At 73.1% G+C, this 22,406-nt stretch carries 24 protein-coding genes; 14 read left to right on the plus strand and 10 right to left on the minus strand.

The window, feature by feature from the left end:
* The first annotated feature begins 2 nt into the window (after nucleotides 1-2).
* Entirely contained in the window at nucleotides 3-1,244 is a 1,242-nt protein-coding gene (locus ACI78U_RS12880) for a serine hydrolase domain-containing protein (RefSeq protein ID WP_456875714.1), read from the plus strand.
* 6 nt (nucleotides 1,245-1,250) lie between these two features.
* Here ACI78U_RS12880 and ACI78U_RS12885 read toward each other — a convergent pair whose 3' ends face one another.
* Together ACI78U_RS12885 and ACI78U_RS12890 are read right to left on the minus strand one after the other, a co-directional pair.
* Entirely contained in the window at nucleotides 1,251-2,087 is an 837-nt protein-coding gene (locus ACI78U_RS12885; RefSeq protein WP_456875715.1) for an HDOD domain-containing protein, read from the minus strand.
* Nucleotides 2,084-4,150, minus strand: coding sequence for a putative bifunctional diguanylate cyclase/phosphodiesterase (locus ACI78U_RS12890; protein ID WP_456875716.1), 2,067 nt, complete (start codon nucleotides 4,148-4,150; stop codon nucleotides 2,084-2,086). The genes ACI78U_RS12885 and ACI78U_RS12890 overlap by 4 nt, the downstream gene beginning before the upstream one ends.
* 300 nt (nucleotides 4,151-4,450) lie before the next feature.
* Here ACI78U_RS12890 and ACI78U_RS12895 point away from each other — a divergent pair, with 300 nt between their 5' ends.
* Genes ACI78U_RS12895 through ACI78U_RS12910 form a run of 4 tightly spaced genes read left to right on the plus strand, consistent with a single transcriptional unit; the run spans nucleotide 4,451 to nucleotide 8,314 of the window.
* A complete protein-coding gene (locus tag ACI78U_RS12895; protein ID WP_456875757.1) occupies nucleotides 4,451-5,986 on the plus strand; it encodes a Re/Si-specific NAD(P)(+) transhydrogenase subunit alpha in 1,536 nt (511 codons plus the stop codon).
* Between the two features lie 2 nt (nucleotides 5,987-5,988).
* Nucleotides 5,989-7,398 (plus strand): Re/Si-specific NAD(P)(+) transhydrogenase subunit beta, encoded by a 1,410-nt coding sequence (gene pntB, locus ACI78U_RS12900; RefSeq protein WP_456875717.1) that lies wholly within the window; start codon nucleotides 5,989-5,991, stop codon nucleotides 7,396-7,398.
* A 23-nt stretch (nucleotides 7,399-7,421) separates the two neighbouring features.
* Nucleotides 7,422-7,838 carry a hypothetical protein gene (locus ACI78U_RS12905; protein WP_456875718.1) on the plus strand — a complete coding sequence of 139 codons (417 nt, stop codon included), beginning with the start codon at nucleotides 7,422-7,424 and terminating at the stop codon, nucleotides 7,836-7,838.
* A 38-nt stretch (nucleotides 7,839-7,876) separates the two neighbouring features.
* Entirely contained in the window at nucleotides 7,877-8,314 is a 438-nt protein-coding gene (locus tag ACI78U_RS12910) for a hypothetical protein (RefSeq protein ID WP_456875719.1), read from the plus strand.
* Here ACI78U_RS12910 and ACI78U_RS12915 read toward each other — a convergent pair.
* The gene (locus ACI78U_RS12915; RefSeq protein ID WP_456875720.1) at nucleotides 8,256-9,152 is read right to left on the minus strand and encodes a pentapeptide repeat-containing protein; all 897 of its coding nucleotides are present in this window, start codon (nucleotides 9,150-9,152) and stop codon (nucleotides 8,256-8,258) included. The genes ACI78U_RS12910 and ACI78U_RS12915 overlap by 59 nt on opposite strands.
* A gap of 86 nt (nucleotides 9,153-9,238) precedes the next feature.
* Between ACI78U_RS12915 and ACI78U_RS12920 the strand changes: the two genes are divergently transcribed.
* A complete protein-coding gene (locus ACI78U_RS12920; protein ID WP_456875721.1) occupies nucleotides 9,239-9,664 on the plus strand; it encodes a VOC family protein in 426 nt (141 codons plus the stop codon).
* Nucleotides 9,661-10,023 carry a hypothetical protein gene (locus ACI78U_RS12925; RefSeq protein WP_456875722.1) on the plus strand — a complete coding sequence of 121 codons (363 nt, stop codon included), beginning with the start codon at nucleotides 9,661-9,663 and terminating at the stop codon, nucleotides 10,021-10,023. Before ACI78U_RS12920 ends, ACI78U_RS12925 begins: the two co-directional genes overlap by 4 nt.
* Nucleotides 10,024-10,053: 30 nt before the next feature.
* Here the strand turns inward: ACI78U_RS12925 and ACI78U_RS12930 are convergent, their stop codons facing one another.
* Nucleotides 10,054-10,674 (minus strand): dihydrofolate reductase family protein, encoded by a 621-nt coding sequence (locus tag ACI78U_RS12930; protein ID WP_456875723.1) that lies wholly within the window; start codon nucleotides 10,672-10,674, stop codon nucleotides 10,054-10,056.
* A 134-nt stretch (nucleotides 10,675-10,808) separates the two neighbouring features.
* On the opposite strand from ACI78U_RS12930, the gene ACI78U_RS12935 reads away from it, so the two are divergent.
* Both ACI78U_RS12935 and ACI78U_RS12940 read left to right on the plus strand, forming a co-directional pair.
* The gene (locus ACI78U_RS12935; RefSeq protein ID WP_456875724.1) at nucleotides 10,809-11,249 is read left to right on the plus strand and encodes a VOC family protein; all 441 of its coding nucleotides are present in this window, start codon (nucleotides 10,809-10,811) and stop codon (nucleotides 11,247-11,249) included.
* 127 nt (nucleotides 11,250-11,376) lie between these two features.
* Complete coding sequence (locus tag ACI78U_RS12940; protein WP_456875725.1) at nucleotides 11,377-12,072, plus strand: hypothetical protein; 696 nt, start codon at nucleotides 11,377-11,379, stop codon at nucleotides 12,070-12,072.
* A 298-nt stretch (nucleotides 12,073-12,370) separates the two neighbouring features.
* Here the strand turns inward: ACI78U_RS12940 and ACI78U_RS12945 are convergent, their stop codons facing one another.
* Complete coding sequence (locus ACI78U_RS12945) at nucleotides 12,371-12,685, minus strand: hypothetical protein (RefSeq protein ID WP_456875726.1); 315 nt, start codon at nucleotides 12,683-12,685, stop codon at nucleotides 12,371-12,373.
* A gap of 430 nt (nucleotides 12,686-13,115) precedes the next feature.
* The gene (locus tag ACI78U_RS12950) at nucleotides 13,116-13,403 is read right to left on the minus strand and encodes a putative quinol monooxygenase (RefSeq protein ID WP_456875727.1); all 288 of its coding nucleotides are present in this window, start codon (nucleotides 13,401-13,403) and stop codon (nucleotides 13,116-13,118) included.
* Nucleotides 13,404-14,368: 965 nt separating this feature from the next.
* Here ACI78U_RS12950 and ACI78U_RS12955 point away from each other — a divergent pair.
* The gene (locus ACI78U_RS12955; RefSeq protein ID WP_456875728.1) at nucleotides 14,369-14,743 is read left to right on the plus strand and encodes a hypothetical protein; all 375 of its coding nucleotides are present in this window, start codon (nucleotides 14,369-14,371) and stop codon (nucleotides 14,741-14,743) included.
* A 423-nt stretch (nucleotides 14,744-15,166) separates the two neighbouring features.
* On the opposite strand, the gene ACI78U_RS12960 is transcribed toward ACI78U_RS12955, so the two are convergent.
* Nucleotides 15,167-16,111, minus strand: a complete 945-nt coding sequence (locus tag ACI78U_RS12960) for a diacylglycerol/lipid kinase family protein (RefSeq protein WP_456875729.1) — start codon at nucleotides 16,109-16,111, stop codon at nucleotides 15,167-15,169.
* Between the two features lie 640 nt (nucleotides 16,112-16,751).
* Here ACI78U_RS12960 and ACI78U_RS12965 point away from each other — a divergent pair.
* The 4 genes from ACI78U_RS12965 to ACI78U_RS12980 all read left to right on the plus strand — a co-directional run bounded on the left by ACI78U_RS12965 (nucleotide 16,752) and on the right by ACI78U_RS12980 (nucleotide 19,621).
* Complete coding sequence (locus tag ACI78U_RS12965) at nucleotides 16,752-17,141, plus strand: site-specific integrase (protein WP_456875730.1); 390 nt, start codon at nucleotides 16,752-16,754, stop codon at nucleotides 17,139-17,141.
* The gene (locus ACI78U_RS12970; protein ID WP_456875731.1) at nucleotides 17,108-17,722 is read left to right on the plus strand and encodes a tyrosine-type recombinase/integrase; all 615 of its coding nucleotides are present in this window, start codon (nucleotides 17,108-17,110) and stop codon (nucleotides 17,720-17,722) included. Before ACI78U_RS12965 ends, ACI78U_RS12970 begins: the two co-directional genes overlap by 34 nt.
* Nucleotides 17,723-18,093: 371 nt before the next feature.
* Nucleotides 18,094-19,260: a toll/interleukin-1 receptor domain-containing protein gene (locus ACI78U_RS12975; RefSeq protein ID WP_456875732.1), complete on the plus strand. Its 1,167-nt coding sequence runs from the start codon at nucleotides 18,094-18,096 to the stop codon at nucleotides 19,258-19,260.
* Nucleotides 19,261-19,426: 166 nt separating this feature from the next.
* The gene (locus tag ACI78U_RS12980) at nucleotides 19,427-19,621 is read left to right on the plus strand and encodes a hypothetical protein (protein WP_456875733.1); all 195 of its coding nucleotides are present in this window, start codon (nucleotides 19,427-19,429) and stop codon (nucleotides 19,619-19,621) included.
* 85 nt (nucleotides 19,622-19,706) lie between these two features.
* On the opposite strand, the gene argG is transcribed toward ACI78U_RS12980, so the two are convergent.
* The 3 genes from argG to ACI78U_RS12995 all read right to left on the minus strand — a co-directional run bounded on the left by argG (nucleotide 19,707) and on the right by ACI78U_RS12995 (nucleotide 22,393).
* Nucleotides 19,707-21,158, minus strand: coding sequence for an argininosuccinate synthase (argG, locus tag ACI78U_RS12985; protein WP_456875734.1), 1,452 nt, complete (start codon nucleotides 21,156-21,158; stop codon nucleotides 19,707-19,709).
* 45 nt (nucleotides 21,159-21,203) lie between these two features.
* Entirely contained in the window at nucleotides 21,204-21,590 is a 387-nt protein-coding gene (locus tag ACI78U_RS12990; RefSeq protein ID WP_456875735.1) for a hypothetical protein, read from the minus strand.
* 77 nt (nucleotides 21,591-21,667) lie between these two features.
* Nucleotides 21,668-22,393, minus strand: coding sequence for a DUF72 domain-containing protein (locus tag ACI78U_RS12995; RefSeq protein WP_456875736.1), 726 nt, complete (start codon nucleotides 22,391-22,393; stop codon nucleotides 21,668-21,670).
* Between the last annotated feature and the right edge of the window lie 13 nt (nucleotides 22,394-22,406).

The following is a 22,406-nucleotide window of genomic DNA, read 5'->3' on the forward strand; positions in this document are numbered from 1 at the left end:
CCGTGCACGTCGCCTGGCTGCTCCTCCCGCTCGTGATCGGCGTCGCCCTGGCCTGGGCGGCGGCCCGCGCGGTCCGCCGCCGCAGTGGGCGCGTCGCGGCGGGGCTGGTCGCCGTCCTGGTGTGGACGGCGGTGGCCGCCGGCGGGTTGCAGCTGTGGGCGCGGGCGTCGCTGGACTCCTCCGCCACCGCCCGCGCCGTCGTGTGGATGGACGCCGACGTCGACGACTGGCGCCGCTTCCCGGCCCTCCCGATCCCGGCCGGTGGGACCCCGCTGCCGCTGCGCCCCGGCACCCTGCCCGCCGGCGTCCTCGACCGGGTGACCGTCCCCGGATCCGGCGAGGAGGACCTCGACGACCTGCTGGCCCGCACGCAGACGACGGCCTTCCTCGTGCTGCGCGGCGACGAGCTGCTCGTCGAGCGCTACCCCGGCGGCGGGTCCCGGGAGTCGGTGCAGACGTCGTTCTCCGTGGCCAAGTCGGTGCTGTCCACGCTGGTGGGCATCGCGATCGAGCGCGGCGAGATCGGCGGCCTCGACGACCCGGTCACCGACTACGTGCCCGAGCTGCTCGACCGCGACCCCGACGCCGCCCGGATCACCCTGCGGCACCTGGTCACCATGTCCTCGGGGCTGGCCTACGAGGAGCAGGGCCTGCCGTGGAGCGACGACGCGCTCACCTACTACGACCCCGACCTGCGCGCGCTCGCCCTCACCGTCGAGGTCGCCGAGCCGCCCGGGCGGACGTGGCTCTACAACAACTACAACCCGCTGCTGGTCGGGCTGGCGCTGGAGCGGGCGGTGGGCCGGCCGGTGGAGGAGTACGCCGCCGAGGTGCTGTGGGGACCGATGGGCGCCGAGGCCGACGCCAGCTGGAGCGCCGACAGCGAGGCCACCCGCTTCCCGAAGATGGAGAGCGGGGTCAACGCGCGGGCGGTCGACTTCGCCCGCTTCGGCCTGCTGTTCGCCCGCGAGGGCCGCGCCGGCGACGCGCAGGTCGTACCCGCCGCGTGGGTCGCCGAGGCGACCGCGCGCGACACCGCCACCGACCCGGCCGAGCACTACCAGTACTGGTGGTGGGTCGACACCGAGCGCGAGGGCCGCTTCTCCGCCCGCGGCAACAAGGGGCAGTTCGTCTACGTCGACCCGGCCACCGACGTCGTCGTCGTGCGGATGGGCCGGGAGGCGGTGCTGGAGGACTGGACGGCGGTGCTGCGCGACGTCACCGACCGGGTCGCCGCGACCTGACCGCCGTCAGGAGGTGAGCGCGCGGCGCAGGTCCTCGGCCGCGGCGGCCACCTGCTCGAGCACCGCCGCGACGCCGTCCTCCCGCAGCAGTCCGCCGCTGAGCCGCTCCACCGGCACCGGCTCGTGCACCGGGTCGGCGGAGCGCGCGCCGACCTCGAAGGCGACGCGCAGCAGCGCGCCGTCGGGGGCGGCGGGGTCGTCGGCGGCGGCCAGCGGGCCGACCATGACGGCCGGGAAGCCCCACTGCTCGAGCGCCACCGCCGACAGCCGCAGCGCGGAGATGCCGTAGCGGGACACCTCGGCGGCACGCCGCGCGGCGAACGAGCGGGCGGCGCCGGCCAGCGCCCGGTAGCCCGCGGGGTCGTCGCCGTGCAGCAGGGCCACCCCGACCTGGGCGAGCAGCCCGAGGCACAGGGCGTCCTGCGGCCGGGCGCCGAAGCGCGGCGCCAGCACCGACGCGGCCAGCGCCACCCCGGTGCTGGTCTCCCAGAACCCCTCGGGCAGGTGCTCCTCGTCGTCGAGGCAGGTCAGCGCGACCGTCGCCATGGTCCGCACCGCGGTGAAGCCGACCACCGTGACCGCGAACTGCAGCGTGGTCGCCCTGCCGCTCATGCCGAAGTAGGCCGAGTTGGCCAGCTTCATCACCCGGCCCGCCAGGGCGACGTCGCCGGCGAGCACCCCGGCCAGCCGGGCGGCGCTGGCGTCCTCGGTGGTGGCCACCGCGACCACCTGCGCGGCCACCGGCCGCTGCCCGGCCATCGTGTCCATCCGGGCCAGCAGCCGGTCGAGGTCGACCGCCGGCGGGGCGCCCAGCGACGGGACGGCGTGCAGGTGCGCGCTCACCGGGCACCGGCCCACGCGGCGGTGGCGGCGCCGTCCATCGGCACGGCCAGCGAGAAGCCCTGCAGGTAGGTGGCTCCCAGCGCGGTGAGCGCCGCGGCCTGGCCGGGGGTCGCCACCCCCTCCGCGACCGTGGACAGCCCCAGGCTGCGGGCCATCGCGATCACGGCGGTGGCGATCTCGGCGTGGCCCTCGGCGAGCTCGGCGACGAAGGACCGGTCGACCTTCAGGCAGGTCACCGGCAGGTGCCGCAGCGAGGCCAGCGAGGAGTACCCGGTGCCGAAGTCGTCGATGGCCACCGCCACGCCGAGGTCGCGCAGCGACTGCAGCACCGTGCGCGCCGCCGCGGGGTCGGTCATCAGCGCCGACTCGGTGATCTCGACCGACAGCCGGGCGGGGGCGAGGCCGTGCCGGTCCAGCGCGGCCACCACCGCGTCGCGCAGGCTCCCGTCGAGCTGCAGCGCCGAGACGTTGACGTTGACCCGGGGCGGGGCGGCCGGGCCCAGCTCACGGTCCCACGCGGCCACCTGCCGGCAGGCCTCGTCGAGCACCAGCAGCCCCAGCGCGCCGATGAGCCCGCTCTCCTCGGCCAGCGGCACGAAGGTGGCCGGGCTGATCGGCCCCTGCTCGGGGTGCACCCACCGGGCGAGGGCCTCGACGGCGTCCAGCGACCCGTCCCCGGCGGCGAGGATCGGCTGGTAGTGCAGCGCGACCTCGCGCCGCTCGATCGCGTCGCGCAGGTCGGCGACCAGCCGCAGCTTGGCGCGGGCCTCGGCGCGTCCCGCCCGGTCGAGCACCCGCACCCGGCCCTTGCCGCCGGCCTTGGCCTGGTACATCGCGATGTCGCAGTCGCGCACCAGGTCCGCCGCGTCGGCGTGCTCGGGGGCCTGCACGGTGACGCCCACGCTGGCGTGCGGCCGGAAGAGGACCCCGGCCAGGGACACCGGCGCGGCGAGCGCGTCGACGACCCGCGCGGCCAGCGCGGCGGCGGCGGCCTCGTCGACGTCGTGGCAGACGACGACGAACTCGTCCCCGCCGAACCGGGCCACGAGGTCCCCGGGTCGGACGGTGGCGCGCAGCCGGCCGGCCACCTCGACGAGCAGCTCGTCGCCGGCCTCGTGGCCGAGGGAGTCGTTGACCACCTTGAAGTCGTCGAGGTCGAGGAACAGGCAGGCCACGCCCCGGCCGCCGGGGAGCGCGCGGGCCGCGGCGAAGGCCTCGGCCAGGTGCTGGTCGAGCAGGGTGCGGTTGGGCAGGCCGGTCAGCGGGTCGTGGGAGGCCTGGTGGGTCAGGCGCGCCTCGAAGGCGAGCCGCTCGGTGACGTCCTCGACGGTGCCCAGGAAGCCGGCGCCCGCGCCGGGGGTGAACACGTGGCCCAGACGCAGCAGCGCCGACCGCTCGGTGCCGTCGGCGCGCACCAGCCGGGCGTCCGCCTCGACGTCGCTGCCCTGCAGGACGGCGGCCACGGCCTCGACGACGGCGCCGAGGTCGTCGGGGTGCACGCAGTCGGTCCACCCGGTGCCCAGCAGGTCCGCGGCCGGCCGCCCGACGAGCCGGCAGAACGCGTCGTTGACGTGCGCCAGCCGCATGCCCTGCTCGGAGAGGACCGTCGGCACCGGCGAGCGCTCGGTGAGGGTGGCGAAGCGCCGCTCGGCCGCGGCGGCGGTGGCCCGCGAGGCCCGCTCGGCGTCGGCGGCACCGGTGCCGACCGTCAGCGTCCACGCCCGCCCGGACGGGGCCGGGGTCGCCCGCACGACGGCGTCAACGAGGCGACCGTCGGCGGTGCGGACCGGCAACGCCAGCCGGGACGTGCGGCCGCGACGCAGCAGCACGGGCAGTTCCGCCGGCGGCAGGGTGGGCAGCAGGTCCGGCACCGGCAGGCCGGACGGCGCGTCGCCCAGCAGTGCGACCGCGCCCCGGTTGGCCCACGCGACCCGCGGCGTGCCGGTGGCGGCCTCGACCACCAGCACCGCCTCGTCGCCGGCCGCGGCCGCGGCGAACACCGCGGCCACCACCTCCGGCGACGCGCCGCCGGGCTGACCCGTCGTGCTCGGGCTGGCGGGCACGGGACTCCTCCCTGCTGTCGGTGACCTGCGTCGGCCGGCGTCCCGGTGCGGGGACTCCCCGGCACCCTCGGCACGCCGCGGGCCGGGCTCCAGCCCGGCGCACCCCGCCCTCACCCGGTCGGGGGACCACGCGATTCCGTGCGATCGGGTCACGAATCCGTCGGGGGTGGCCCGGGACGGTGCCGGCGCCTGTCACGATGCAGCACCGGGGTCGGCCCGCCCGCCTCCCCCGCTGCACCACCCGGTCCGCCGGCGGGGTCGCCGGCCCGAGCTGTCGATGGAGTGCGCGTGCTGATCGGTGTGCCGGCAGAGACCCGACGGAACGAGACGCGGGTGGCCGCGACGCCGGTGAGCGTCGGCCGGCTGTGCGCGCTGGGCCACGAGGTCCTCGTCGAGGCCGGTGCCGGGGCGGCGGCGTCCTCCCCCGACGAGGCCTACGTCGCCGCGGGCGCGCGGATCGGGCCGGCCGCCGACGCGTGGGCCGCCGACGTCGTCCTGCACGTCAACGCCCCCACCCCCGAGCAGGTGGCGCTGCTGCGCCCGGACGCCGTGCTGGTCAGCCTGCTCGCGCCGGCGCTGTCGCCGGACCTGCTCGACGCGCTGGTCGCCCGCGGCGTCACCGCCCTGGCGATGGACGCCGTCCCCCGCATCTCGCGGGCACAGTCGCTGGACGTGCTGTCGTCGATGGCCAACATCGCCGGCTACCGCGCCGTCGTCGAGGCCGCGCACGCCTTCGGCCGGTTCTTCACCGGCCAGGTCACCGCCGCGGGCAAGGTGCCCCCGGCCACGGTGTTCGTCGCCGGCGCCGGCGTCGCGGGGCTGGCCGCGATCGGCACGGCGAGCAGCCTCGGTGCGATCGTGCGCGCCACCGACGTCCGCCCGGAGGTCGCCGAGCAGGTGCGCTCCCTCGGCGGCGAGTACGTGGGCGTGCCCGCCGACGAGGACGAGCAGGCCGCCGCCGGCGGCACCGGCTACGCCTCGGTCACCTCCGAGGACTTCGACGCGCGCGCCGCCGTCATGTACGCCGAGCAGGCCCGCGAGGTCGACGTCGTCATCACCACCGCGCTCATCCCCGGCCGGCCGGCGCCCCGGCTGCTCACCGAGGACATGGTGGCGAGCATGAAGCCGGGCTCGGTGGTCGTCGACATGGCCGCCGCGCAGGGCGGCAACGTGGCGGGCTCGGTGCCCGACGAGGTGGTGGTGACCCCGAACGGCGTGACGATCATCGGCTACACCGACCTGCCGGCGCGGCTGCCGGCCCAGGCCTCGCAGCTGTTCGCCACCAACCTGGTCAACATGTTGACGCTGCTGACCCCCGGCAAGGACGGGCGGCTGGTGCTCGACCTCGACGACGTCGTCGTGCGGGGCATGACCGTGGCGCGGGCCGGGGAGAAGCTGTGGCCACCGCCCCCGGTGCAGGTGTCGGCCGCGCCGGCACCGGCCGCCGCGCCGCCACCCGCGCCGCTGCCCCCACCGGCCGCGACGACCCCCGCCCCGCAGCGGCGGGCGGCGCTGGTCGGCCTGGCCGGCGCGCTGCTGTTCCTGCTCGCCGCCTTCTCCCCCGACGAGCTCATCGGCAACCTGACGGTGTTCGCCCTGGCCGTGGTCGTGGGCTTCTACGTCATCGGGCACGTGCACCACGCGCTGCACACCCCGCTGATGAGCGTCACCAACGCGATCTCCGGGATCATCGTGGTCGGCGCGCTGCTGCAGCTCGGGCACGTCAGCACGGTGGTGACCGTGCTGGCCTTCCTCGCCGTGCTGCTGGCCAGCATCAACGTCTTCGGCGGCTTCGCCGTGACCCGCCGCATGCTCGGCATGTTCCGGAGGGCCTGACCATGACCGCCACGAACGCCGCGGCTGCGGCCTACATCGTCGCCGGCCTGCTGTTCGTGCTCAGCCTGGCCGGCCTGTCACGGCACGAGACCGCCAAGGCGGGCAACGCCTACGGCATCGCCGGCATGGCGATCGCGCTGGTCGCCACCATCGGGCTGGCCGCCCGCGACGGCGACGCGCTGTCGATCGGCCTGATCGCCGTCGCGATGGTGCTCGGGGCGGCGATCGGGCTCTGGCGGGCCCGGATCGTCGAGATGACCGGCATGCCCGAGCTGATCGCGCTGCTGCACAGCTTCGTCGGCCTGGCCGCGGTGCTGGTCGGCTGGAACGGCTACCTGTCGGTGGAGGGCGCGCCGGCCGGCGAGGCCGAGGTGCTGGACCTGCCCGTGGGCATCCACTCGGCCGAGGTGGCGATCGGGGTCTTCATCGGCGCGGTCACGTTCACCGGCTCGGTGGTCGCCTACCTCAAGCTGTCCGGGCGGATCCGCAGCAACCCGCTGGTGCTGCCGGGCAAGAACGCGCTCAACGTCGGCGCGCTCGCCGCGTTCGCCGTCCTGACCGTCGTCTTCGTCGTCTCGCCGGGGCTGGGCGTGCTGGCCGGGCTGACCGTGCTGGCGCTGGCGCTGGGCTGGCACCTGGTCGCCTCGATCGGCGGCGGCGACATGCCGGTCGTCGTCTCGATGCTCAACAGCTACTCGGGCTGGGCGGCCGCCGCCTCGGGCTTCCTGCTCGACAACGACCTGCTGATCATCACCGGCGCGCTGGTCGGCTCCTCCGGTGCCTACCTCAGCTACATCATGTGCCAGGCGATGAACCGCTCCTTCCTGTCGGTCATCGCCGGCGGCTTCGGCAACGAGGGCGCCACCGCGGTCTCCGGCGATGTCGGGGGCGAGCACACCGAGGTGACCGCCGAGGAGGTCGCCGAGCTGCTCCGCGACGCCGGCAGCGTCGTCATCACGCCGGGCTACGGCATGGCGGTGGCGCACGCGCAGAACGCCGTCGCCGAGCTGACCCGCACGCTCACCGACAAGGGCGTCGAGGTCCGGTTCGGCATCCACCCGGTCGCGGGGCGGCTGCCCGGGCACATGAACGTGCTCCTGGCCGAGGCCCGGGTGCCCTACGACGTCGTCCTGGAGATGGACGAGATCAACGACGACCTCGCCAAGACCGACGTCGTCCTGGTCATCGGCGCCAACGACACGGTCAACCCGGCCGCCGCCGAGGACCCGGCCAGCCCGATCGCCGGCATGCCCGTGCTGCACGTGTGGGAGGCCGAGCACGTGGTGGTGTTCAAGCGGTCGATGAGCACCGGGTACGCCGGCGTGCAGAACCCCCTTTTCTTCCGCGAGAACACCCGCATGCTGTTCGGCGACGCGCGGGAGCGCGTCGAGGACATCCTGCGGGCCCTGTGAGGGCCCCTCCCGAGAGGAGCACCGTGAGCACGACTCCCACCGCCGGCGTGCTGGTCAGCCCGGCCTGGCTGATCGGCGGCCTGCGCAACGTCCCCGGCTTCCTGGCCACCGACGGGCGCGGGCTGGCCTTCGTCAGCGACACCCCCGTGTTCGACGTCCCGCTGGGCGCGGTCACGGACGTGAGCTGGCCGTGGTGGTGGTTCGGCGGCGGGCTGAAGCTCACCGCGGCCGGGCAGCGCTTCAAGGTCACCTTCGTCCGGCCCAACGGCATGCCGGCGCCGAACCCGGGGATGCTGGCCTCCTCGGTCGGCACCGTCGGGGTGCTCACCGGCACGCTGCCGCCGCACGTGCTCGCCGACCTGCACGCCCTGCGGGGGCTGGCCGACGTCCGCGACGGGCGGGCCGCCGGCCGGCGCTGGCGCGAGGTGCTGCCGGGCTGAGTTGCGGCGCGGTCGCCGGGGGCGCGACGGTTGCCGCTGTGGACCCCTTCCGCCTCGGCATGCCGAAGATCCCCGGCCTCACGGAGCTGCTGACCACGCTCCAGGCGCAGACCGAGGCGCTGGCCCAGCTGCCGCGCACGCTGACCGACCTCAACGCCGCCGTCCGGGACCTCATCGCCGCCACCGCGACGGCGACGTCGGCGATCTCGTCGGCGCAGCGGACCGCGGAGCGGCTGGAGGACCTGGTCGGCGAGCTCGAGGAGCCGGTGCGGGCGCTGCGGCCGGGGCTGGAGCGGGTGGGCCGGGTGCTCGACGACCCCGCGGTCGACGCCGTGCCGGACATCATCCGCACCATCGACGAGGACCTCATGCCGATGATCTCGACGATCCGTCAGGCGCAGTCGCGGGTCGCCGGCGTCACCGGCCTGCTGCGCCGCCGCGGCCGCCCCGACGACGACGGGGACGCCGTGCCGTGACCGGTGCGGTCGCCGTGGCGGCCGTGGCCGGCCAGTGCGCGGGGCGCTCGAGCGCGGCCGGCAGGTGGGTGGCGCCGTCGCCGCGGGCCGCGGCCACCTGCGGGCGGGTGAGGAACAGCGCGCCGGAGAGGTCGGCGCCGCGCAGGTCGGCCGCGCGCAGGTCCGCGCCGAGCAGGTCGACGGCGGTGAGGTCGGCGCCCCGCAGGTCGGCGCCGATGAGGTAGGCGCCGCGCAGGCTGGTGCCGCGCAGGTCGGTGCGGCGCAGGTCGGCGCCCACCAGGTCGGCACCGCGCCGGTCCCGGCCGCCGGGGCGGATCGCGGCGCTGACCCGGCCGAGCAGCTCGCCGGCCTCGGCCCGGACCGCGGCGGCGTCGACGCCGGCCAGCTCCTCGGGACCGCCGGCGGCCAGCCGCTCGGTGCGCTCGGTGAGCGCGGCGACGTCGGCGCGCAGCGGCGCGGGCAGCGGCCGGGCGGCGGCCTCGGTGAGGTACCAGAGCAGCTCGTGCAGCTGCCGCAGGACGGGGAAGGCCGCGGCCACGCCCGGGTCGGCGGCCGGCCGCTCGACCGCGGCGGCCCGCACCAGCCGCTGCCCGGCGCCGAAGCAGTCGAAGACCGTGCAGCCGGGGAAGCCGCGCTGCCGCAGGTCGGCGTGGATGCCGCAGCGGGCGTCCGCGGTGAGGTGGACGCACAGCCGGCCGGCGGGCTTGTCGATCGCGAAGTCGGCGGAGGTGGCGAACGCGGGCAGGACGCAGCACAGCCCCGCGCAGGCGGAGCAGTCGGCGCGCAGCTCCCGCCGCCGGTCGACGGGATCCGCCGCCGGGGAGGCGGGAGGGGTCACCGCTCGAGGGTATGCGGCGCGGCTGCCCGCCCCGTCCCCGCCGAGATCACGTGATCTCGCCGAGCGGGCGGGGCCAGGATGGCGGCGTGGACGTGCTCAGCAGCCGCGTGCTCCTGCGGCCCACCGACGCCGCCCGGTCGCAGGCCTTCTACCGCGACGTCCTCGGGCTGGCCGTGTACCGCGAGTTCGGCCCGCCCGAGCACCGCGGCCTGGTGTTCTTCCTCGGCAACGGCCTGCTCGAGGTCTCCGGCCGGGCCGACGAGCGGCCGCGCGGCCTGGCGCTGTGGGTGCAGGTGCGCGACCTCGCCGCCGAGGTGGACCGGCTCGCGCGGGCCGGCGTCCCCGTCGTCGACGAGCCCGGGCGCCGGCCCTGGGGGCTGCTGGAGGCGACGGTCACCGACCCCGACGGCGTGGCGATCGTGCTGGTCGAGGTCCCGGCCGACCACCCGCTGCGGGTGGACGTGCGACCGCCCGGCCAGGTGCAGCCAGGGCCTGCCACGGTGGGCGAGTGACCAGGGAGCGGTTCGCGCACGAGGCACTGCTGTCGATGGAGTCCGGCACCGACGACCGTGCCCCGGGCGGCGCGATCACCGTCGCGCTGTGCGGCAGCTGGGAGCACGAGCCGCCGTGCCCGCTCGCGCCGCACCACACCCGGGCCGACCGGGCAGGCGACGAGGTCCGGCTGCGGGTGCTCTTCGCGGCCGGACCGGACGACGAGGCGCGGGTGCGGGCCGCGATCGACGACGCCCTGGCCGCGGGCACGGGCGCGACGCCGGAGGGCGGAGCCGTGGCGTGGCGGCTCGTCCGCTCGTGGGCGTCGGAGGTCCGACCGGAGGAGCAGGAGCACGCCGGACGTCTGGCGCGGAGCTGACCGCCCCGTCCTCCGATCGGGACTGCAGCGCTACGCCGTCCGTCGGTGAGCCGGGCGCTCGACCCGGTAGCGGATGTGGGTGGCGAGCGGCGAGGTGTCGACCTCGACCGGGGTGAGGTCGACACCGGTGAGGTCGGTGAAGATCGGCTCGCCTCGCCCGAGCACCGCCGGGACGAGGTCGACCACCAGCTCGTCGAGTGCGCCGGACGCCAGCGCCTGGCGCACGGTGGAGGCGCCACCGGCGACGTCGACCACGCCGTCGCCGGCGGCGCCGCTCGCCTGCCTCAAGGCGGCATCGAACCCGTCGGTGACGAAGAAGAACGTCGTGCCGCCCGCCATCTCGAGCGGCTCCCGCTCGTGGTGGGTCAGCACGAACACCGGGGCGTGGTACGGCGGCTCGCTCCCCCACCAGCCCCGCCAGTCGCCCTGCCAGGGGCCGCGCACCGGACCGAACATGTTGCGTCCCATGACGTACGCGTCGCCGCGGTCGAGGAGCCGCTCCTGCCAGGGGACGTCCGCCGGGTGCAGCCGGCCGATGTGCCACTGGTGCAGCGCCAGACCCCCGATCCCCAGCGGGTGCTCCTCGGACTGGTCGGGGCCGGCGACGAAGCCGTCGAGGGACATCGACATGTGCGAGATGACGGTGGCCATGCCGTGGTGACCGCCCGACGGCCCGGGACTCATCTCCGGGGTGGCTCGTTCCGGGTTGTCGAGAACGGGGCGCCGGCTCCGTCCCGGGGACGAGAGTGGCCACGACAGGCCGCGCGACGGAGGGGAGAACCGCCGTGACGATCCAGCGGATGGACCACGTCAGCGTCGTCGTCGACGACCTCGAGGCGGCCAAGGCGTTCTTCGCCGAGCTCGGCATGGAGCTGGAGGGCGAGGCGCCGATCGAGGGACCGTGGGCGGACCGCGTGAACGCGCTCGACGGCATCCGGGTCGACATCGCGATGATGCGGACCCCGGACGGCCACGGCCGGCTCGAGCTGACGAGGTTCCACAGCCCGGAGGTGGTCAGCCCGCAGCCGGAGAACGCCCTGGGGAACACGCTGGGCCTGCGCAGCATCATGTTCGCCGTCGACGACCTCGACGCCACTCTCGCCGGCCTGCGATCCCACGGCGCGCAGCTCATCGGAGAGGTGGCGCAGTACGAGGACAGCCACCGGCTCTGCTACGTCCGCGGCCCCGCGGGGATCATCGTCGCGCTGGCCGAGCAGCTCGACTGAGCCCGGCTGTACCCCCTCTGTCGGCCTCGGCGTCGGTGTCCCGCAGCGGCCCAGTGGTGGCCCTGCGACGTCCCGCACGGCATCGTCTCGTCGGGCGTGCACGTGAGCTGCGTCGAAGGGGTCGGGCATGGCGGCCGAAGGGGAAGCGAGAGCTCAGGACACCGCGGAGCCCCTGGCCTCGCTGGACGGCGAAGGCGTCGGTCCGCGGCTCGCGCTGCTGTGCCTCCAGCGCGATGGTCGGCTGACCGAGTCACGGTGGGCGGTCCGCGCAGCGCGGGCGGGGCTGCTCGTCGATCTCGCGCTGGCGGGCCGGCTGATCGAGGGTGAGGACCACATCGAGCTGCTGCCAGGCCCGGGAGCTCCACTGTCTCCGCCGGCCGAGGCGCTGGCGCAGGAGTTGGTGGGCCCTCCACCGCGGACGCTGAGTGAGGTCGTCGACGACGGTGCGGTGGGTCTCGATCAGCTGGCGGCGGATCTGGTCGCCCGTGGGCTCTGGATACCGCAGACGCCGCGCCTGCTCCGATGGGGGACGCGCTATCGGGCGGCGTCGCCGCGGCTGTCTCGGGCCGAGTTGATGCCCGTGGTGGCCGACATCGCTCCCGGCGGAGTCGGCGTCGACGCTGGGTGGGCGGCCACCGCCGTCCTCGCGGCGGTGGCGGGCCTGCTCGCCGGCGAGTTCCGTCGCGCCGACGAGCGCCTCGTCGAGGCCTGCGGCAGTGCTGCGTGGGTGGTCCAGGTGGCGGTGGACGACCTCGAGAGCGCACGCAGCCACCACGCGATCGTCGCCAGGGCGACGCGCCGCGACCTGCACACCCCGGGGTAGACGTGGCACGGGCGCGCAGGGCCGTACTCCCCTTCCCGGCGGGACCGGCGACTCCTAGCGTCGGCCCATGACTCGGAAGCCACTGCGGTGTCGGTTCGGGTTGCACTCCTACGTCCAGCGGCACCCGGACGGCGAGGGGCCCTCGGGTCCGGACGACAAGGTCTGCCGGCGGTGCGGGAGGCGCACGGGTGCCCCGTTCGGGAACGCGCCGTGGGTCTTCCCCGGGTGATGCTGTCGGCGGTGGCGGAGGAGCGATGGCTCTCGATACGACCTCCGGACTCGAGGACACGCGGCTGCGCTACAGCACGTCCTTGGCCGCGCGGTGACCGGTGAGCGACCGGCGGCGGTCGATCAACCTGCTGGTGCCATGAGCGGCGCCGCAGACGGCGGACAGCGCCGCCCCCGCTGCGATCGCCGGGTTGACCCACCCCGGCACGAGGTCGTGGTCGGCGTTGCACGGCGCCCTGTAGGGCGGCAGGGGACCGCTGCGGTGGGCTGCCCAGTACTCGACGTCGAAGCGCTCGTACTCGACGAGCGTGCAGGTCTCCCCGGCGTCCGTCCCGGCGAGGGTCTGCAGTAGCCCGAAGGCACACAGCACAAGGGTCGTGACCACACCGAGCCGGGTAGCGCGCCGCGTGAGCTCCGCCCAGGAGGACCGTCGCCTGCGCATCGATCGGATGGTGTCAGATCCGCCCTCTGCCGCGTGTTGACGCGCGCAGAGGGGCGCCGATCTGCCGATCGAGCTCGAGCAGGCAGTCGTGGCGGCCTCACGGGACTGGCTCACCGGAGATGAGGCGTGACTCGACGTTGTAGGCGCCCGTGACCCGCTTCCCGGCCTCCTACTGCGACTGACCTGAGGACTGATCGGAGTTCGACAGTCCCCAGGCGACCCACTCGGGGACACCTCGGTGCGGAGGCGTCCCCGCGGGAACGCCCCTCTGGAGGTCAAGGGCCTCGACGCGACTCCGTGGCACCCATCCGCTCGTCTCAGCGCGACCCCTGCCGAGCGCACGCGGCGGCGCTGCGACCACCGTGACGCCGGGTCAGGTGAGCGAGCGCACGTCCGCGACGTCGTACTCGGCGACGGATGCCGACAGCATCGCCGCACTCTGGTCGTCACTGGGGCCGCTCCCCCGGAACGCCTCGACCGCGTCCCGCGACTCCCACCGCTCGAAGACGTTGATGCGGCCCGGGTCGACCAGGTCCGCGCTCAAGGCGAAGTCCAGACATCCGTTCGACCGGCGGGCCTGCTCGACGACCGTGACACAGCCGGCCAGATACGAGTCGCGATGCGCTGGGTCGACGTGGAGTTGTCCTGCGACGATGAGCATGCTGGGTCATCCTCCGGGCCAGGGGTGCTTCCTTCTCGGAAGGACCGGCGGAGGCCGTCGGGCTCATCGATCATGCGCAACAGCCGGATCGACGATGCGGCGTCTGGACCCGCGCTCGCGCCGTGCGCAGGAGTCGTGCCCATGACCGTGCGCCACCGAGGCCGGCTCGACGACGGGTGGATCGAGGCCGGGGGTCCCGCCTACTGGCCGACGTGGGCGCCGCGGGGTGTTCCCGGAGCCGCACCGACGCCCGCCACGAGCGGTGTCCTCAAGCGGCCCACTTGAGGACAGCGCGGTGCACCTTCGACGCGAAGTTGACTCAGCCTGTCCGCCAACTCCTCAAGCGGGATTGTCAGCAGGAACCGTCCTCCGTCCTCGGACTGCAAGCCCGATTCGGCGATGCCTGCCTCCCGTCAAGCAGGGTCCGGTGCAGCACGTAGTCGATGCTGAAGAACAGTGGTCGCTCGCCAGGTTTGCGGTCGTCTTGGTTCTCCTTGGTGGCCTGATCGGCGCTGACCCAGAGCGGCAATACGTCATGGCTGAGGCGGTCGGTCCACGGCATTCAAACCTTGATCATCACCCCACGCCCACAGGCTCTGGAACTCGCGGACCGCTTCCCAGATCTGCGCGATGCGCTGTCGCCGGGACAAGCCTTCTTCGGACACGCGTCCGACTCCTTGGATGGTGAGTGGGTCTCCGCAGTCTCACCCGGCACCGAACCATCGGGCCGCAGACACGGGGTTGCAAGGGCACCCAGGCTCCGGGCCTGTGACGCCAGGCCATCGGCGGCACCAGGGTCGCTCAAGCCGCGCCCGTCTCTGAGCGGCCCGCTGAGGCACACAGAGGGATGCCATGTCCGTCACAGCTGCCGTGGCTCAGTGGAGCGGGCGGTCCGCAGAGACCTTGTGCTCTGGCGACCGTTTGCCTCAACCCGTCACCCTCGCGAAGGATCGCAGGAGGTCGTCATGACGAACCGACTGGTCAGGGCCACGGTTGTCGGCGGTGTCGGGTTGGCTCTGGTGACGGCAGTGCCCGCCTCAGCCCAGGCTGCTGCGATGGTCTTTCTCTTCCGGGGCCAGGTGGACGGCGTGGCTGGCCCCAACGACGCCCCCTTCCTGCCAGAGGGTGTTGGCATCACGAACTCCACGGTCGTCGTGACCCCTGATGGCGGCCTCAACGTCACCTGCTTCGGACAGCTCCCCGAGGGTGTCCCAGCGCCTACCACGACCTACGCGGGCTCCACGAGCTGTCACAGTGACACCGGAGTCGTAGGCCGGGAGCGCGTCGTCGTGACGACCAGCGGCCGGATAACCATCACCTGTCACATCCCGCCGGCCTGACCGTCGACCCACGCAGTGCGCCCCTGTGAGGGCCTCCCAGAGGCCGCCTTGAGGGACGCTGCTGTGTGTCTGCGTTTGCCGTCGCCGGAGAGGGATCCCCTGCGGGGCGCCGGCGGTTGGCTGCCTGCTCCGTCCGAACGTCGCCGTTGAGCGTTCCCACGACGGGACAACGTCTCCGCCCTGCCGCCCAGGATCCCTCGGTAGCCGCCGGAGTCCTCGACCACCGCGTGAGGCGGGACGTGGAACTGCTCGGCCCACGTCCGCGCCTGCAGGACACAAGCAGTCGCCACGGCGCGGTCACGGACGCGCCGAACAGGAACCCACGCGGGCGGCGGTGCGGGCGGAATCACCCTGCTCCGTCGTCGCGGACGGAGCTGGCGCTCCTCGTCCCAGGAGAGCCCATGACCGCGAGGAGAGGGGAAATCAGCGGTCGGGGAAGTCCGTGCCGACCATGACCCGCAGCGCGTTGGCCTCGAGCGCGATCCGCACGGGCGTGCGTCCGCGGATCTCGCCGTCGACGTCGAGCGCGAGGGGCGGGTCGGTGTCCACCCACACCTCGCCGGCCGTGAGGAAGCGGGTGCGGGCCAGCGGCCGACGGGGCCCGATGACCGTCTGGCGGACGGTCGCGAGGCTCAGCCGGAGCCGGTTGGCGTCGCCGAGCCGGTACACCACCAGCTCGCGGTCGTCGAGGCCGGTGTCGGAGGCGATCGCCCGGCCGGCGTGGTGACTGCCGTTGGCGATGTTGAGCTGGTGGGTCACGAGTTCGTGGAGCTCCTCGCCGATTCGCAGGCGCGCGGTGAAGGGCCGGTGGCCGGGCAGCAGTGCGAGCGCCGTCAGCGGGTAGGCAGCGCGGCCGAGCACCCGCTTCAGCCTGTGCGGAACGTGCTCAGCGACCTGCACCGACAGCCCGAGGCTGGTCAGGTTGGCGAAGTGCCGCCCGGCTACGTGGCCGAGGTCGACGTCAGCGACCTTGCCGCCGGTGAGCACGCCCAAGGCGGCCGACAGGCCGAGCGGCAGGCCGAGGCCGCGGGCGAAGTTGTTGGTCGTGCCGAGCGGGACCACGCCGAGGCAGACGTCGCGGTGGGCGAGCTGGTGCGCGGCTTCGCTCAGCGTGCCGTCGCCGCCGCCCACCACCACGAGGTCAGCGTCGCTGTCGGCCGCGGCGGCTATCGCCTCCGGCAGGCCCCGAGGGTCAGCGACCGGGCGCACATCGACCAGCTCCACGGTGGCCTGCAGCCGTTGGTGCACCGCCGCGAAGTGACGGCGTCCCCTGCGGGACCGGACGTTGACGACCAGCGCGGTGCGGCGCCGGGTACGGATGTCGGCGTTCAGCGCCGCCTTCGACCGTTGGTGCACAGGTCCCGTCACGACGATCTCCGTCCTCCCGGCGCGGGTGGCTGCCCCCGCGAGCGCCGCCCGGACGGCAGCGTCCAACCTCGGCGGGACCCTGCATCAGGGGCCGGTAAGCCCCGTTCGTCAAGGGTCCCTCGCCGGCGAGGGTGAACGCAGGCCCGCTGACGCGTCCCTGAGGGCGGCTTTAGGGACAGTCGTAATTCGGCAGCCCCCTGTCCCGCTCGATCGGGTGAGGCCGAGGAACTAGCGCGCCTTCCGCTTTAGCCTCACAGCGTGCCAGGCAGCCGAAAGCGACCTGCGGGACCCAGACCCGAGGTCTTCGTCGCCCTTGCCGTGTTCTGGCTGTTGCTCGCGGCAGGGGCCTGGCTTCTGACCGACCAACTCGTGATGGCGACACTCGCGGCAGCAGCGGGCTCTGCTTCCTAGGCGCGGCAGCGACGACGCGTCGGAAGGAACGACGCCAGGGCTGATTCGTCGCCACGTGTCCCAAAGTGGGCCGCTTGAGGACATCTCATCCGGAGCCGGCGTCGGGAGCAGCGGATCGACGATCACTCCGGTGGGCGATAGCCGCCCCTCTTTCGCGTTGTCGGCATCTGAGAGGTAGTCGGCCGGGCCATCACTGGGTATCGCGCGCTGCCCTGTCCGGGCGTGCGCCATGCAGCAGCGTCCTGCCACGTTGCCGCCCTCGGGCCATGCCGCCTGGGACGATCTCGCCGCGTGGTGGTTGTCGCGCTACAAGCCCAGCACCCAGCGGACCTACGCCACCTACCTGCCCCGCTGGGTGAGGTGGTGCGCCGACCGCGGTCTCGACCCGCTCGCCGCCCGGCGCGCCGACGTCGAACTCTGGCTGCGCAGCGTCGCCGACTCCGGCCTCTCGCGGGCCTCGGTCGCGGCCCACTACGACGCCGTGGCCAGCCTGTACCGCCTGGCCTACGAGGAGGAACTGGTGACGGCCAACCCGTGCGCCCGCGTCACCGGCCCAAGATTCAGCGAGAGTTGCAGCGCCGCGAGGTGCTCACCGTTCTCGAGTACGCCGCCTTCTTGACCACCGCTCGAACCCTCGGCCCGGCCCAGCATGCCATCGCGCTGCTCGGCGGCATGATGGGGCTGCGGGCCACCGAGATGGCCACCCTGACCGTGGAGTCCTTCGCCACCGTACGCGGCTACGCCACGCTGCTGGTCCTCGGCAAGGGCGACAAGCCGGCGCGGGTGCCGGTGCCCATTCGGGCCCTCGACGCAGTCACGACCGCGATCGACGGCCGCGACACCGGGCCGCTGCTGCGTACCCGCAGTGGCGCCGGGATGGATCGCCGCTCGGTTCACCGCTACGTCGCCGCCACCGCGAAGGCCGCCGGCATCAGCCGACCCACCGGTCCACACGCCTTGCGTCGCACGGTTGGCACCGTCGGGCTCAGTCAGGGCATCCCGCTGCGCGACGTGCAACGCCCCCCCTTCGGCATACCCGCCCGGAGACCACTCTGGGCAGCTACGACGTCAGCGGCGAGGCGCTGGAACGCCACGCCTCTCATCAGGTCGCCGGCTTCCTCGCCGGCTGGACCGGCTGAGATAGGACACAAGCGGCTGCGCATGTCCCCGCCCGCGGTTGAGCTATGTCGCCGTCCTTGAGCGGCCCACGTTCGGACACGTCCGACCTCGCATCAGCAGGCCGACGGCCAGGGGCTTACGGCGCGCTGGGCCATTCGATGTGACGATCGTGGCCGAGGGTGAGGGTAGGAGCTGCTTGGCGGGCGCAGTCGGTTACTGGGACGGCCATCGCTCTTCGTCTGATACTGACATGCGGTGAGGTGCTGCAGAACTCCGGCGACTGTCCCCTTCGGAGGTGGCGGCGATCTTATGTCGGCCCGCCGGCGCGGAGCGGCGGTCATCATGACCCCCCTTCATAGTCGTCAAGGATCGAGGCACCATGTCGTTGACTCGAGGGTCACGGTGCCGACAGAAGGAAGCGGCCAACCGGCACAGGATCGAGGAGTGCGCTGGTGGGGGGATCAATTCCGACCGAATACAGGCATGACGCCTTCTTTGCCTACAGTCACGGAGCTGACGGCCTTCTCGTCAGGGAGTTGCAACGTCTCATCAATGGTGTCAGCGAGCGTCAGAGCACGCGCGGCAGGCTGCGCCTGTTTCGGGATGACGTCAGTCTCAGTGCGACTCCGAACTTGTGGGATGCCATCCAGACGGCCTTGGAGAGTTCCCGCTACTTCTTATTCTTTGCCTCGCGGCAAGCAGCCCAGTCACCCTGGGTCTCGCGCGAAGTGCTATTCTGGCGTCAGCACCGCGAGTCTTCGAGTATTCTCCTGCTGCTCACCGATGGTGAAATCCAGTGGAGCAATCGAGACCATGATATGGACTGGAGTCGAACCACTGCGCTTCCGTCCGCGCTCTCGGGCTGGTTCGCCGATGAACCTCGATGGTTCGATCTGCGGGTTGCCAGGCATGAGGCGCAAGTCGGCCAGTTGAACAGTCTCGTCGTGGAAGAAGCTGCGATAGAAGTCGCCGCGGTTCTCTATGGCATTCCCAAGGAAGAGCTCTGGGGGGAAGTCAAGCGGGAGCGCTTCTTCACCACACGTAGCTCGTTAAGAAACGAGCTACGCATCCGCGAGGCTCAGCTCAGGCAGCAAGCTGCCCGCCTGCAACGCCAAGAGTTTCAGCTTCAGCAACAGGCCCAAAGGCTCCAAGAGTTGGCCGCCTTCGACCAAGAGGCAGAAAGGACAGGGGGAGTTTTCGTCAGCTATTCACATGCCGACAGCGATGTCGTTGATGCGCTGACAGCCCGATTTGACGTCGACAGAATCAACTACTGGCGCGACGATAAGGACTTGCTGGTCGGGGATGTTGTTGATAGGGCGATCTCCAGGGGCATACAGCAATCGATACTCTTCCTTGTTCTTCTCACTCCCAGTTCGGTCAAGAGCAAGTGGGTTCAACGAGAGTTGGACGAGGCCGCGCACGAGGAGGTGGAGGGCTCCAAGATCGTGTTGCCGGTCGTCGCCAAAGGTCTGCAGTCGAACGCAATCCCCCACAGACTTCGAAGGAAGCTGTACGTCGATATCAGCGGGAACGCATTCGATAGTGGATACGCTCGGCTCGCGCAATCAATCAAGAGACATCTGGGCAATGTCAGTGCCGATAAGCAAGCGCCCTGAGAATGAGACTCGATCCGCCGTCGTGCGCTGGAGGTTGCCCCAGAGTGGCCACAGGCGGCGTGTCCCCGAGCGGCCCACTCAGAGACACCTGCACGAGGCCGCCAACTGGGTGACAGCGTCCTCGTGGGCCGGGCGGTGTCCACCACACCCTCATGGCCTCCGAGGCATGCAGCGGCTGTCGTGGCGTAGCCCAGTGCGTTGGTGGTTCATCGCCGTCTTCGCCCTGATCGGGTTGGTCGCGGCCCTCATGGGCGTCTGGTGGACGGCGGTTGCCATGGCCTTCTTCGTCGTCGCTCAACTTGCCAGCATCGTGCACGAGCGTCGCAAGGCACTGAGGCAAGGCTCCCGAGCCGACCCGTGAGCCCACGCGGTCGACTGATGACCTCGGGTGTCCCTGGAGCCGCCTTCAGGGACACCAGTCGCGACGCACGAGATCCGCAGGGAGCTCAGTCGTTGCCGGCCTCCATGGCGGCGCGGTCGAGCAGCTCGTCCTCCCCGGCCGGGCCGCCGCGCGCGGCGATGACCTCGGCCCCGCCCCGCGTCATCGTGCCGATGAGCCCGGTGGCGGCGGCCTGGGCGGCGCCGATCGCGACCCGCTCGGGGCCGGTGCCCACCATGCCCAGCGCCGCGTACTGCTCGAGCTTGGCCCGCGAGTCGGCGATGTCGAGGTTGCGCATGGTCAGCTGGCCGATCCGGTCGGTGGGCCCGAACGCCGGGTCCTCGGTGCGCTCCATCGACAGCCGGTCGGGGTGGTAGCTGAACGCCGGCCCGGCGGTCTCCAGCACCGACCAGTCCTCGCCCCGCCGCAGCCGCAGGGTCACCTCGCCGGTGACCGCCATGCCCACCCACCGCTGCAGCGACTCCCGCAGCATGAGCGCCTGGGGGTCGAGCCACCGGCCCTCGTACATCAGCCGGCCGAGCTTGCGGCCCTCGGTGTGGTAGGCCGCGAGGGTGTCCTCGTTGTGCACGGCATTGACCAGCCGCTCGTAGGCCGCGTGCAGCAGCGCCATGCCCGGCGCCTCGTAGATGCCGCGGCTCTTGGCCTCGATCACCCGGTTCTCGATCTGGTCGGACATGCCCAGCCCGTGCCGGCCGCCGATGGCGTTGGCCTCGAGCACCAGGTCGACGGCAGAGTCGAACTCCTTGCCGTTGATCGTCACCGGCCGGCCCTGGGCGAAGCCGACGGTCACGTCCTCGGTGGGGATCTCCACCGCCGGGTCCCAGAAACGGACGCCCATGATCGGCTCGACGATCTCGATGCTGGCGTCGAGGTGCTCCAGGCGCTTGGCCTCGTGGGTGGCGCCCCAGATGTTGGCGTCGGTGGAGTAGGCCTTCTCGGCGCTGTCCCGGTAGGGCAGCCCGTGCGCGGTCAGCCACTCCGACATCTCCCGCCGCCCGCCGAGCTCCTCGACGAACGCGGCGTCCAGCCACGGCTTGTAGATGCGCAGCGCCGGGTTGGCCAGCAGGCCGTAGCGGTAGAAGCGCTCGATGTCGTTGCCCTTGAAGGTGGAGCCGTCGCCCCAGATCCCGACGCCGTCCTCGAGCATGGCCCGGACCAGCAGCGTGCCGGTGACCGCGCGGCCCAGCGGCGTGGTGTTGAAGTAGCTGCGCCCGCCGGAGCGGATGTGGAAGGCCCCGCAGGTCAGCGCCGCCAGCCCCTCCTCGACCAGCGCCGCCTGGCAGTCGACCAGCCGGGCGATCTCGGCGCCGTAGGCGGCGGCCCGGTCGGGCACCGAGCCGATGTCGGGCTCGTCGTACTGGCCGATGTCGGCGGTGTAGGTGCAGGGCACGGCGCCCTTGTCGCGCATCCAGGCCACCGCCACGGAGGTGTCGAGACCGCCGGAGAAGGCGATCCCGACGCGTTCACCGACGGGCAGGGACGTGAGCACCTTGGACACGTCGAAGATTATGCACGACCACGCATGATCATGCAGTGACCGGGGTCAGGCGGGTGGCTCCCGGTCTCCCGGCGAGCGGCGGACCACGTCGGCGAAGGACTCCTCCAGCCGGGCCCAGGTGGAGCTCCACTCGACCAGCGGGTCGAGGATCCGCTCGAACACGGCGAGCTGCTCGTCGAAGGCCTGCAGCTGCCCGATCAGGCCCTCGATGAGCTGCCGCTGGGCCTTCACCGACGCGGCGATCGACCGCACCTGGGCGGCCGACATCGCCCCGGGCGGCGAGGGCAGCCGCGGCAGCGACAGCCCCGACGGGACGGCGCCGGCGGCCAGCCGGGTGGCCCGGTCGGTGAAGCCGCGCAGCTGGGCGACGAACTCCTCGACCGAGCGCGCCACCAGCCCGCTGTCGCGGGGCCTGTCCTCGGACTCGCTCACCCTCCGCCTCCCCCGGCCCGGCCCGCCGCGGGTTCGGCGGGGCCCGGACCAGTCTGGCGTCCGGAGGCCGGGGCCGCTCAGCCGACGAACGCCCGCAGCGTCTCCGCGTTGCGCACGGCGTGACCGTGGCCGTCGTTGTTGAAGTACGCGTAGACGTCGCGGCCCTGCCCCGCCCACTCCCCGATCCGGTCGGCCCACCAGCGCAGGTCGGCGTCGGGGTAGGAGCCGGCGTACAGGTGCGCGGGGTCGGGGCCGTGCAGCCGCACGTAGACGAACGGCGCGGTCGCCCGCAGCACGCACGGCAGGCCCGCACCGCTCATCACGCAGTAGGCGGCGCCGTGCCGCTCGAGCAGGGCGAACACCCCGTCGTCGTGCCAGCTGGGGTGGCGGAACTCGACGGCGACCCGCATCCAGTCCGGCAGCCGCGACAGGAAGAAGTCGAGCCGGGCGTCGTCGCGGGCGGCGGCCGGGTGCAGCTGCACCAGCAGCACCGCCCGGCGCGGGCCGAGCTCGTGCCAGGCCGCGGTCATCCGCTCGACCCACGCCTCGGGCGCGAACAGCCGCTTGGCGTGGGTCAGCCCGCGCGGCGCCTTGACCGACAGCTGGAAGCCCTCGGGCAGCCGCCGCCGCCACGAGGCGAACGTCGCGTTCCGCGGCCAGCGGTAGAAGCTGGCGTTGAGCTCGACGGTGCCGAAGCGGGCGACGTAGTGGGCCAGCCGGTCGCGGGGCGGCGTCCCCGGTGGGTAGAGGACGCCGTCCCAGTGGTCGTAGCTCCAGCCCGACGTGCCGACGTGGACCGCCATCGACCGGCCCGCG

The sequence above is a fragment of the Geodermatophilus sp. SYSU D00710 genome (assembly GCF_054050195.1).

Bases quoted from the DNA above. Each gene is read 5' to 3' on its own strand.
- pntB (WP_456875717.1), top strand. From the start codon at position 5,989: ATGACCGCCACGAACGCCGCGGCTGCGGCCTACATCGTCGCCGGCCTG.
- ACI78U_RS12930 (WP_456875723.1), bottom strand. From the start codon at position 10,674: ATGGCCACCGTCATCTCGCACATGTCGATGTCCCTCGACGGCTTCGTC.
- ACI78U_RS12940 (WP_456875725.1), top strand. From the start codon at position 11,377: ATGGCGGCCGAAGGGGAAGCGAGAGCTCAGGACACCGCGGAGCCCCTG.
- ACI78U_RS12950 (WP_456875727.1), bottom strand. From the start codon at position 13,403: ATGCTCATCGTCGCAGGACAACTCCACGTCGACCCAGCGCATCGCGAC.
- ACI78U_RS12955 (WP_456875728.1), top strand. From the start codon at position 14,369: ATGACGAACCGACTGGTCAGGGCCACGGTTGTCGGCGGTGTCGGGTTG.
- ACI78U_RS12965 (WP_456875730.1), top strand. From the start codon at position 16,752: ATGCAGCAGCGTCCTGCCACGTTGCCGCCCTCGGGCCATGCCGCCTGG.
- ACI78U_RS12980 (WP_456875733.1), top strand. From the start codon at position 19,427: ATGCAGCGGCTGTCGTGGCGTAGCCCAGTGCGTTGGTGGTTCATCGCC.
- ACI78U_RS12995 (WP_456875736.1), bottom strand. From the start codon at position 22,393: ATGGCGGTCCACGTCGGCACGTCGGGCTGGAGCTACGACCACTGGGAC.